The following is a 9,661-nucleotide window of genomic DNA, read 5'->3' on the forward strand; positions in this document are numbered from 1 at the left end:
CATAGGAATTTGTCCGGAAAAAAGCGACTCAAAAAAAATATTTTGCACATAAACGTGTACATAAAAATACAAAAAATGGGGTTAAACTCATATAATCAATTGATATTAAATAAATATTTAAATTTAATATCATTTATAACATAAATAAGTAAGCGATTTTAACCCTTTACCCCATCAGTTTTTGGTACGCTTCTGCGGCCTCTTCTAAAGTCATTTCTCGAGTAATTGCATTTTGCGGTAGTATATCTTCTGGTATAGGGCTACCTTGCAATTGCTTAATTTCCAGTAATAAGGTAGTTGGTATAGGAATGCCTTCTATCTCTAAAAATTGCGCGGCCTCTAGTGAAGTGATTTCGGCTGATTTTTTTCGCTCGAGTATCGATCTTAAGTATTCTTTTTGTTGATGCTTTTCATCGTTAAAGAAGACTTCATTGATCCCCATCTTTTTGTAAACGGCAATATCATTGTGACTAGGCAATACTTCTTCTATCGTTGTCGTTTCGCCGTCTGCCGTGGTTTTAATAATTTTGCGTTTTCGGATTTTGGTGTTTTGCCTTGCTGTTTCTGCTAGCTCTTTTTCAAAATGTCGGCCGCATGATGAAAAGCATGATCAAATTCGTAATAATCCTTTCGCCAATTTCTAATCGTTTTTTCATCCACATGCAGCCATTTTGCAATGAAATGATTTGATACTTTGCCTTTCACCAAAGACAGGTTGATCACGTCATCAATATACGCTTTTTTATATTTAGCTTTCCCTGACATGACAACCTCTTTTTAACCTTTGTGCAACATTCGTAAAATTAGCCATTTTGGGTGCGGACTTATTTTGCGGAAGTATGCGAAAAAAATCCCTCTTCATGCGTTGTTATTATTAGGTTTTCCAATTTTTCAAAATGCGGAAGTATGACTGCGGAATTATGCGTTTTTGGCTATTCTGTAATTTTTTACCTGAATCCCTTTGATGTAAAGCAATTAAGGTTTTAACCCCATTTACCTTAATGATTAAAAAATGAACGCAAATGTTAAAAATTTAACTCAAAAATTGACCCTGAAAATCGACCGTAAATATTTGAGGTGGTCTCAATGTTTTTATGACCCAGCATTTTAGAAATAACATGAATATCATTCCGTTTTTTGATAAGACGTACCGCTGCAAAATGCCGTAAGTTATGAAATTTCCCAATCCTGAATTTTTCCAGTAATTCCTTAACAATTCCTGTCGTACTGTAATTTAACGACAGTCTTTTCACTGATTGACTGACAATTAATGGTTCATGTAACCCAAACTTGTTTTTATCCAATAGCGACAATAACCCTTTTGGCATCGGTAACAATCGCTGAACGTCAGCTTTTAAGCCTTCAATAACACCGTTTCGTGTTACATGTTTTGAGATATTCAAATATTCCCCTTGAATATCGCTATAATCCAATGCCAATATTTCGCTTATCCGAAGCCCAATCACCGATGCCAAGATGAAGGCAATCTTTTCTCTGACGGGCGCTTCTTCAATCATCCTATCCACATTCTCAAACGCCGGAATGAAAATAGGCTTTTCCCCTTTTCTTTTCAATTTTGGAATTGGACTGACACCAACATTTCGCATTGCTTTCAGCAGCAAATAGGCAGAATGCAGATGTTTAAGCGTATTTTCCGGTAAACCGTTAAATTCACTCGGGCGAATATTCAACGCCATTTTTGCTTGCAACGTTTCGTCAATCGAAAACAAGGCATGTTTAATCGTATCGAGCGAACTTTGCCGTAAATGCCCCGTTTCACACTGAAAGACCTTTTTCCCCACATAAAACTGAATCAACTTGCGAAGATGCCAATCTCGGCATTGCTCTTTTTCTTTTGCCATCATCGCCAAAAATCGCTCAGATTCGCTCAGAAAAAGAAAATGGCAAGCAGCTTCCCGCGTTTTAAAGCTTTTATGAAATCGTCCTGCTGGATTTTCGTAATGCACACGAAAACCCTCGCTATCATGGCGAGTTTTGACTTGTTTAATTGAACTCATTTGCGATTATCGCTTTGTTGTTAACCTGGCCACAATTTTTGCTTGATTAAGACAATCTTCTATCATCTTGCCTCTTCTACTAGCTGGCTGTTTGCGATAATAGCGGATGGCTTCACGGGTGGCTAAGCTGGCGACAGAGGTAGAAAAGCCCAGCTTGATTAACTCGGCCTTAACATTGGCTTCGATGAATTGCTCAGGAGTCATCCTTCTAACCTCATGCTTCCACCAATTAAATCAAGGGGGATTTGAGATAACTCCATTACTGTTTTTTCAGCTTTTTTAAGAATGGGTAAATCATCTTGACGCTTACGTAATCGACGACCAGCATCCGAAGAGTCTTTATCAGACTCTTTTCTGGCTGTAGCAACAATATTTTGTAATTGCTCAATAGTAAAAGCTAATCCTTTATTTTCTTCCAACTCCGTCATGTAGTCATAGATTTTAGCCTGTAACTCATAGCTGTAACTCATTGCCATTAGACAGGCTTCACGTTTTGGAAATCGGTAAATTTTTCGAATAGACTGGGCACCGTTTCCAGTGGTGAAAATATCATCAGCTAAAAATTTAGCAGATGTTTCTCCAAGAACTTTGGGTACTTTTGCCATAAAATTATTGTGCTGTAACTTGCGATATTTTTTGCAAGGAAACGTTAATCTCTCTGCTTCCGCTTTTGATTTCCGCTCCGCATTAATATAGTCCACCATTTCCAGACTGGTCATTGTTGGCATTTCTGTTACTAAAAAATTGTCATTTTTAGTTGTTACTAATTTCATCGTACTTTTCCTTATAGAAAATCGAACCTGCGCGCACAGAACAGCCGCCCACAGAAAAGCACCATTTTAAACGGCGTTCTTCAGGCTCGACTTTCTATAAGGTTCTGTGTTTTATTGATGCGCGTGCGTGGCGCTGAGATTGTTAAGATTTGAACGTGCCAATGACCGATTCAGTGACACTGTGTTTTGATGTACTGCTGTAGATATTCCGTCTGCTTTTCGTTCTCAGCTATCATCGCTCTGAGACGGAAATAATCTTCTCGAGCTGCCTTACTAAGTTGTGGGGTGGCTTCATTATGTCGGCTCTGGGTGGTAGCGGTTTTGGGTATTGGACACACGGCATTGACGTGCAACTGCTTAGTGCCAGCACGAACAGCATCATTGAGCTTAGCAATTTCAGCTTTGGCATTATTTAATTTCTCCGTGTGTTGAATATCGAGTTGGTGCAAAGAATCAATCTTTTGCTGCTGTAATTTCACGGCTTCAATTTGTGCGCGATATTGCTGTTTAATGTTTGGTAGTTTTGCCTGATGGTTTGATAACGGGAGTTGATAAAAATAAGTGAGAGAATTAACCCTGCAATAATCACTCCGATAAATGAGTAAGGTCGCCATAACATATTACGCTCTCAATTTCCCGACGGGTAATTAGCCCTTTCCAGACTTCGCCTTTCACATAAACCCACCGCTTCATCTCATCACATGCCCTTTTCGGTCATTGTTGTTGAGCTTTTTGAGCAAGGTCGATTTGGCAAAATTACCCACGCCCACGTTATAAGCAAATGAGTAAAGGGCTGCCTGTGTTAGCGTGTTGATATTGACCTTAATCAACGGGTCAACATAACGTTTAACGGCTTTTAAATCGTCATTAAGCCACTTATCGCAGTCTTCTTGCGTGTACATCCGGTTACGCACAATATCCTTGCCTGTATGACCATAACAAACAGAGAGTACACCACCTCCATCGAAGTAAGGTTTAAATTTTAATCCTTCAAAATGCGTTATCATCGTTGAGGCTAAAAACAACGCACTACCGCCCGTTGCCATCAATATTTTTTTCGGTATCTTCATACTGACGTTCCTTGAGTCTGTACTCCTTTTTGCGGTAGTACACGTTGATAAAAAATGTCCCTATCGTGCAGACAATACCCATCACAGCTACCCACTGCTCAAGGGTAAAAAAATCAAAAATCGTTGTCATGACTCCCCCGAGGGTGGTCATGATGCCCCACAGATAGGCGGCAGGTGTTGAGTATTTTTCAGACATGCGCATATACCCTCGTTGTTGAGGGTTCATTGCTTTGAATTGATTGGATTTGAGTAGTGAAACTCAGTGATTTAAAACTTTTTTTCGTTATTGAATTTTACGGCGGTAGCTTGACCAATTGAAATTTAACCAAAGCCCATTGCTCATCATCATTCTATCGATGACTCTATCGCCCAAAAATTGCCGAATTTGTTCACTGTTCAAGTTCGTGAGCATGCCAAGCGGTTTTTTGTGTGAAGTCCGCTTATCAACCATCTGATTTACAATAATCTTCGTATTCTCGCTATGCTGATACTGAATACCGATTTCGTCCAAGATCAACAAATCAACTTTGCAAAGTTCATCTAGCAATTGTTGTTCTGTCAATGTCGTATTTTTTTCGTAGGTTGCTCGAAAACGCATCATCAAATCCGCAATGGTAATACACAATACGGATCGCCCTTTGCTCATGAGATAATGCCCTATCGCTGCTGCAAGATGATTTTTGCCTGTTCCGCATCCACCGCTAAAAACAAATCCGCCAAATCCCACTCCAAAATTCTTTGCAAAGGCGACGGATTGGTTCAACGCATTTTTCTGACCGGCGTTGAAAACGCGATAATTTCAAATCGGCAATGTGCATGCAACGGGGCGATACCCGAGCGCCCAAACAAGTTTTCTATCCGGCGTTGCTTGCGAAAAATAGCGTCTTGCAAACTGGCTTCTTCGGATATTTTTTGCATTCTTGCCAAATGTTCTTCCCAGCTACAGGCAATTGGCTTGATATTGGGCGGCATGATTTTTTGCAATCGTTGAATAATATTCATAGTTTTTTCGCAAAAAACAGATTAACCGTTAATCACCACAAAACCTTCGGGATTACTTGGGCGTGTTGTGATCTCGTTGATGAGACTATTTCGCTGATATTTTTTTTGCTCAATCCACGAAACCTCAAAGCCTTGCCAGTTTCTAAGCATGCATTCAGCCAGCACGTTATCGGTGGAATATCCTAGTTCATTGGCTTCGTTGACTGCTGTCGCCAGTCGGTTCAGGGCGGTTTGTGTCAGTGGCGCTTTTTTGTTTTTGCGGTGTTGAAGATAATCATCCCAAACTGATTCACTGGGTTTCTGCTCAAACAGGGACAAATTCAGTTCAGATTTTTTCGTGATGATCTTAGTTTTGGGTAGCGAAATACCTCCCGCAACTACCAAAACACCATCTTGCAGATAGTCTTCTGCTGTGGAAGATTTCCGCAGTAAGATTATCCCTGATTTCAGACAGGCTAGTTTAGCGAAAGATTTTTCTCTGGGAGAGCTTGCGTCGATTTCAATGCCACATTGGTTGCCGTGCTTGTCACTCACCAGCAAATCAACTCTGCCAGAACGACAATCACCCCGTTCCTGTACTCGAAACTCCCTGTTGCACTCGAAACCAAGTCCGATAATTTTTTGCTCAACGGCTCGATGTAGCTCATCGGCAGACTTGTCGACAAACTCCTGAAATTCACCACGCAGCGAATCCGCCAAAATTAGCTTCAAGTCAAAATTTTGAGAAGGAAGGGTTAGGGATGGTTTATATATTTCTGTAATCTTTGTAGTAATCTCTTGATCAAACGAACTCGATAATGTCGATTCCCCGAACTCGACAATGTCTACTTCGGGAGCTCCATTTTCTCCATCTCGCGAAACTCCCTTTTTTGAGTTGGCGAAATTATCCAGAATTTCATTAAGCTTACCTTCATCAATTTTGTAATATGTTTTATGTTCAAGCCGTTTTTCTGTAACGAGTAAAACTCCAATTGCGACTAATTTTTTTATTGCTGTTCGTTGTTCGTCATGTGTCAATCCGGTTTCTTCTTCAAGATCATCTCGAGTTTTGTAAACTCCTAATTCAGAATTAGCTTTGTCCTGCCAGTAAAATATTTGGGAAAAAAGAATTGCTGCGGTTAATCCACCAAGAGGTTTGGCTAAATTTGGATAATACGCATGTGGATTACCTATCAATCGTAATGTAGCGGCACTTTTCACTCAATCACTCCCGTTATTGAATTTTTGAGAACGATTTCATATAAAAATGAGAAAATCATCATATGAAAAAACGTGTGATTTCCCTGGGGGGGTTAAAGTAGATTTGAAGAAAAATAATTTTTAATTATAAAAATAGGCGTCAATGCGCGCTCTTTGTTCGATGATTTTTTGTTTTTGTTGTTTTTTGCGGTAATTCATAAACAGATTGGCATAAACCACAATCTGTCGTTGAAAATTCTGTAATTGCTGGCGTGGATTTTCGTGTCGCCAAAACGCTTTTTTGAGTTCTTGATTAAATTCACGTTCAGCGTCTTTCTTGGCAAGAAATTCAATTTTCCTGATTTCTCGCCTGATTTTTGCATTACTCTTACTTTCTTTAAAAATAATTTCTTGGGGCATTTTCCCTCCTGAGCGCTATATTTTGATGTTTCTGAATTTCAGATGATAACAACCCCCGTAAAAACGAAGAGTTAAATACGATTTCCACAAATCGAATGAATGTGGATAACCGTGTTATTGAATAAAAAACACCAAAACAGAACACACAAAAACGGCATTCTGTCCTCTGCGACTCGCAGAGAGGAAAACCCCAAATTGTATAAAGAGCAAATGCTGTGCAAAAGACAGCTAAAAATAGATTTTACAATTGTAAGTCTAAAATTAAATTTGTCAAATAGTTGATCAAATTCAATAACTTAAATAAAAAATAAACTGATCAAAATCAATAAGTTACGATTAAAAAATAATCGTATTTTTTAAGGTTGGATGATTGAATTTTTCAGCGATAATTTAGCAATTTTTTGTTGCGTATATTTTTGCTCCGCTTTCGCCTATCAAACTTCCATTTCCACCTTCAACATCAAAGTGGTAAATCAGCCCTTTTTCGGTGAATTCTCGCTTTTTCAATTTCACGATTTTCAAGGTTTCGTCGTTGTGAAAAACGGACATACCTGCTTGTAACCGCCGAAAGGTTGTTCTGTATTTGTTAGCTTGAATCATGATAAATTCCCCTTGTTTTCGAGCGAAAAGAACTAGAAATATCAGAACAATTCTTATTGTTTATAAAAAAGGGAATATGCTCCGTTGTTGCTACATATTCCCTTTGGGTGTTTACTTGATTTCCAACTCGTGTCTGGAAATCAGAAAAATAAAAAAACAAATATAGTTATTATTGTAGTTCCCTAGTGTTGGCCAACTGGCCTATGAAATCTGTTTGCAAAAGCCCCTTTTCTCGGGGTTTTTCATTATAAAAATCCGGTTATTTTTATTTGTAATATCTAAAACGTACTCGTACATCAGCATTCCCTCATCCAAACAAGAGAAACAAAAATCTAGGCGCCAGATTTGGAATTGAGATCGGGTGGCAGACTGAATGGGGTTAGTACTACCGGACAAAGTGAACGGCGAGCCTTTCGGCTCCCCCATCCAGCCCACCATAGAAAGTGGCGTAGGAAGTGTGCCGGCCATAATACTTCATGCCGGTCTTGATTTCATCACGGGGCACTGCGCTATCGATGATGGGCATCTTAAACCACTTTGTAGATTTCCTTTCCATACTTGGCATTATTTTCCCACCAATAACTGGTGTCATGCTGGTTGATTACTAGATTTTGAAAACGAGCAGGAAAATTCTAGACGAAACTAGAGAAAAACGGATATTACCTTCTGATTCAGATACTCCTTTAATTGGCTGGTCTGCTATTTTTGCTTGTATTGCTGGCACACTTGTCGGCGTATTCTTCAACTTCGGCATCCCCTCGTTGAATTCTATTCTGATGGCTGGAGTGACTTATTGGGTGTTTATGAAGTTGACACGCTGTCAAAAAATGTATGGTAATTAGAATAACTTACTTAGAATTCCTAAAAGAATTCATCTAGAACTCCTAAAAGAATTCATATGGATACCATAACAAATTCAAAGATGATCTCTGGTTTTAGTAAACTATTCGAGGATCTATACATGCCAGTTATTACTTTTGTTTCCCCAAAAGGGGGGGGGCAGGAAAAAGTACTTCATCTCTAATATTAGCTACACAAATTGCTAGCAGAGTAACAGTTACTGTTATCGATGCTGACCCAAATCACCCTATAAAATCATGGGCGTCAGGAGGAAATGCTCCTAAAAATATGACTATCATCTCAGATGTAACAGATAAAACCATTGGGGAAACGATAGAAGCAGCAGCAACAAAGACACCATTTGTAATTGTTGATCTAGAAGGCACAGCGTCGACCATCGTTGCATACGCTATTGCAGAATCCGACTTTATTGTTGTACCAACACAAGGCTCACAACTTGATGCAGAACAGGCAAGTCGAGCTTTTGCGTTGATAAGGGCACATGAACGTGGAATCCAGAAACATAAACCTGATTACAAATTGCCTTATGCTGTTTTATTCACACGCACGTCTGCTGCAATTCAGAGTAGAGATACCAGGCATATCCGAAAGAGTTTCGAGGCTGAAGATATTCCATTTTTTGAAACAGAATTGAATGAAAGAGCAGCGTTTAAAGCTATGTTTTCATATCGTCAAACACTTGAATCACTTTCACACAATGATGTCTCTAATGTTGATAAAGCAATTAATAACGCAGAATCTTTCACTCGGGAATTAATAGCAAAAATAAACACACATAATCAATAAACTAAACAATAGTGTAAGGTTATATAATGAGTCGAGTAGATCCACTAGAAAACTTAAAAAAGTTCGAACCTAAAACTATCGATGAACAAAAAAAAAGACAAAATAATCTAGAAATCGAGAAGTTGGCAAACCAACATGGTTTTGTAGGACGAAATTCAATACCTTTTCCTAACCACATTGATCGTGCTAAAAGGCGTTTCAAAACAGGACGTAATGTTCAAATCAATATTAAGGGGGATATAGATACTAAAAATGAGTTATATCGTATTGCTGATTATATAGATCAACCATTAGGTGAAACTCTTAAACGAGCATTAGCTGCTCTGCAACGTGAATTGCAAAAATAAAATTTTAACCAACTTTCGGGGTTGGCTTTTTCTATTTCTGAAACCTGAAAACTCAAAAGTTGCTATAACGCATTGTGGGCGACGATAAATTTTTAGACGTACGAATTTACGTTTTTATCGAGAAAATCTCTCATAATTGATTACAGGACGTTTTAGATGGTGTTCTGACTCTTCTTTCTGTCTTCCTTTAGCACTTCAATGAAGACTTGCTCGAATTCGTCATTTTTGGGTAGGTCTTGATTGAGGATATATTTTCTGACGAAAAAATCGGGTTCAATGCCTAATCGTCTTGAGGCTTCAAAACCTCGCTTGACCCAATCCAGCGGCAAAGTGTGCTCATGGGCTAATTCCTCTGCCCAATGCCAATCAAACTGTTTGATTTCATCTTCACACAGAATATGAATTGAACTTGCGTCATAGGTCATGAATTACTTCACCGCATCTTTGAGATTTTGACCTGCTTTAAAACTCGGTACATTTGCAGCAGCAATTTTAAGTGGTTCGCCTGTTTTTGGGTTTCGTCCTTCCCTAGCTGCTCGTTGCTTAACCTGAAAACTACCAAAGCCAATGAGTTGTACGTCATTGCCGGATTTCAAAGATTCTGT

Annotated in this window: 16 protein-coding genes and 1 pseudogene; 2 read left to right on the forward strand and 15 right to left on the reverse strand. The window is 38.9% G+C overall.

The window, feature by feature from the left end; translation table 11 throughout:
- Positions 1-166 precede the first annotated feature (166 nt).
- The 13 genes and pseudogenes from AYJ55_RS20100 to AYJ55_RS20155 form a co-directional block, all read right to left on the reverse strand.
- Positions 167-478, reverse strand: coding sequence for a hypothetical protein (locus AYJ55_RS20100; RefSeq protein ID WP_063657719.1), 312 nt, complete (start codon positions 476-478; stop codon positions 167-169).
- A gap of 89 nt (positions 479-567) precedes the next feature.
- Positions 568-765 carry a hypothetical protein gene (locus AYJ55_RS20105; RefSeq protein WP_063657720.1) on the reverse strand — a complete coding sequence of 66 codons (198 nt, stop codon included), beginning with the start codon at positions 763-765 and terminating at the stop codon, positions 568-570.
- Between the two features lie 260 nt (positions 766-1,025).
- Positions 1,026-2,018, reverse strand: a complete 993-nt coding sequence (locus tag AYJ55_RS20110) for a tyrosine-type recombinase/integrase (protein WP_063657707.1) — start codon at positions 2,016-2,018, stop codon at positions 1,026-1,028.
- Between the two features lie 6 nt (positions 2,019-2,024).
- A complete protein-coding gene (locus AYJ55_RS20115; RefSeq protein WP_063657645.1) occupies positions 2,025-2,222 on the reverse strand; it encodes a hypothetical protein in 198 nt (65 codons plus the stop codon).
- Complete coding sequence (locus AYJ55_RS20120; RefSeq protein WP_063657676.1) at positions 2,219-2,791, reverse strand: hypothetical protein; 573 nt, start codon at positions 2,789-2,791, stop codon at positions 2,219-2,221. The genes AYJ55_RS20115 and AYJ55_RS20120 overlap by 4 nt, the downstream gene beginning before the upstream one ends.
- Positions 2,792-2,961: 170 nt before the next feature.
- Positions 2,962-3,405: a lysis protein gene (locus AYJ55_RS20125; RefSeq protein WP_063657721.1), complete on the reverse strand. Its 444-nt coding sequence runs from the start codon at positions 3,403-3,405 to the stop codon at positions 2,962-2,964.
- Positions 3,377-3,795: pseudogene (locus tag AYJ55_RS20130) on the reverse strand (lysozyme). The gene AYJ55_RS20125 and the pseudogene AYJ55_RS20130 overlap by 29 nt, the downstream one beginning before the upstream one ends.
- Before the next feature lie 25 nt (positions 3,796-3,820).
- Positions 3,821-4,057 carry a phage holin family protein gene (locus AYJ55_RS20135; RefSeq protein WP_245677456.1) on the reverse strand — a complete coding sequence of 79 codons (237 nt, stop codon included), beginning with the start codon at positions 4,055-4,057 and terminating at the stop codon, positions 3,821-3,823.
- 87 nt (positions 4,058-4,144) lie between these two features.
- Positions 4,145-4,624, reverse strand: coding sequence for an ATP-binding protein (locus AYJ55_RS20140; RefSeq protein WP_245677481.1), 480 nt, complete (start codon positions 4,622-4,624; stop codon positions 4,145-4,147).
- Complete coding sequence (locus AYJ55_RS33800; RefSeq protein ID WP_245677482.1) at positions 4,621-4,779, reverse strand: hypothetical protein; 159 nt, start codon at positions 4,777-4,779, stop codon at positions 4,621-4,623. The genes AYJ55_RS20140 and AYJ55_RS33800 overlap by 4 nt, the downstream gene beginning before the upstream one ends.
- A gap of 105 nt (positions 4,780-4,884) precedes the next feature.
- Positions 4,885-6,039 (reverse strand): hypothetical protein, encoded by a 1,155-nt coding sequence (locus AYJ55_RS20145; RefSeq protein ID WP_187153333.1) that lies wholly within the window; start codon positions 6,037-6,039, stop codon positions 4,885-4,887.
- Positions 6,040-6,183: 144 nt separating this feature from the next.
- Complete coding sequence (locus tag AYJ55_RS20150) at positions 6,184-6,462, reverse strand: hypothetical protein (protein ID WP_063657620.1); 279 nt, start codon at positions 6,460-6,462, stop codon at positions 6,184-6,186.
- A 390-nt stretch (positions 6,463-6,852) separates the two neighbouring features.
- A complete protein-coding gene (locus AYJ55_RS20155; protein ID WP_063657722.1) occupies positions 6,853-7,062 on the reverse strand; it encodes a hypothetical protein in 210 nt (69 codons plus the stop codon).
- Positions 7,063-8,019: 957 nt separating this feature from the next.
- On the opposite strand from AYJ55_RS20155, the gene AYJ55_RS20170 reads away from it, so the two are divergent.
- Both AYJ55_RS20170 and AYJ55_RS20175 read left to right on the forward strand, forming a co-directional pair.
- Complete coding sequence (locus tag AYJ55_RS20170) at positions 8,020-8,709, forward strand: ParA family protein (RefSeq protein WP_281181203.1); 690 nt, start codon at positions 8,020-8,022, stop codon at positions 8,707-8,709.
- Between the two features lie 26 nt (positions 8,710-8,735).
- A complete protein-coding gene (locus tag AYJ55_RS20175; protein WP_063657724.1) occupies positions 8,736-9,056 on the forward strand; it encodes a hypothetical protein in 321 nt (106 codons plus the stop codon).
- Between the two features lie 152 nt (positions 9,057-9,208).
- On the opposite strand, the gene AYJ55_RS20180 is transcribed toward AYJ55_RS20175, so the two are convergent.
- A complete protein-coding gene (locus tag AYJ55_RS20180) occupies positions 9,209-9,481 on the reverse strand; it encodes a hypothetical protein (RefSeq protein WP_063657725.1) in 273 nt (90 codons plus the stop codon).
- A 3-nt stretch (positions 9,482-9,484) separates the two neighbouring features.
- A partial coding sequence (locus AYJ55_RS20185; protein ID WP_162505767.1) for an HU family DNA-binding protein occupies positions 9,485-9,661 on the reverse strand: 177 nt, incomplete at its 5' end.

The sequence above is a fragment of the Candidatus Arsenophonus triatominarum genome, from assembly GCF_001640365.1.
Classification (GTDB): Bacteria; Pseudomonadota; Gammaproteobacteria; order Enterobacterales; family Enterobacteriaceae; genus Arsenophonus; species Arsenophonus triatominarum.

Excerpts from the sequence above, each read along its gene's own strand:
- AYJ55_RS20120 (WP_063657676.1), bottom strand. The coding sequence starts at position 2,791 with ATGAAATTAGTAACAACTAAAAATGACAATTTTTTAGTAACAGAAATG.
- AYJ55_RS20105 (WP_063657720.1), bottom strand. The coding sequence starts at position 765 with ATGTCAGGGAAAGCTAAATATAAAAAAGCGTATATTGATGACGTGATC.
- AYJ55_RS20135 (WP_245677456.1), bottom strand. The coding sequence starts at position 4,057 with ATGTCTGAAAAATACTCAACACCTGCCGCCTATCTGTGGGGCATCATG.
- AYJ55_RS20150 (WP_063657620.1), bottom strand. The coding sequence starts at position 6,462 with ATGCCCCAAGAAATTATTTTTAAAGAAAGTAAGAGTAATGCAAAAATC.
- AYJ55_RS20110 (WP_063657707.1), bottom strand. The coding sequence starts at position 2,018 with ATGAGTTCAATTAAACAAGTCAAAACTCGCCATGATAGCGAGGGTTTT.
- AYJ55_RS20125 (WP_063657721.1), bottom strand. The coding sequence starts at position 3,405 with ATGGCGACCTTACTCATTTATCGGAGTGATTATTGCAGGGTTAATTCT.
- AYJ55_RS20155 (WP_063657722.1), bottom strand. The coding sequence starts at position 7,062 with ATGATTCAAGCTAACAAATACAGAACAACCTTTCGGCGGTTACAAGCA.
- AYJ55_RS20175 (WP_063657724.1), top strand. The coding sequence starts at position 8,736 with ATGAGTCGAGTAGATCCACTAGAAAACTTAAAAAAGTTCGAACCTAAA.
- AYJ55_RS20180 (WP_063657725.1), bottom strand. The coding sequence starts at position 9,481 with ATGACCTATGACGCAAGTTCAATTCATATTCTGTGTGAAGATGAAATC.
- AYJ55_RS20115 (WP_063657645.1), bottom strand. The coding sequence starts at position 2,222 with ATGACTCCTGAGCAATTCATCGAAGCCAATGTTAAGGCCGAGTTAATC.
- AYJ55_RS33800 (WP_245677482.1), bottom strand. The coding sequence starts at position 4,779 with ATGCAAAAAATATCCGAAGAAGCCAGTTTGCAAGACGCTATTTTTCGC.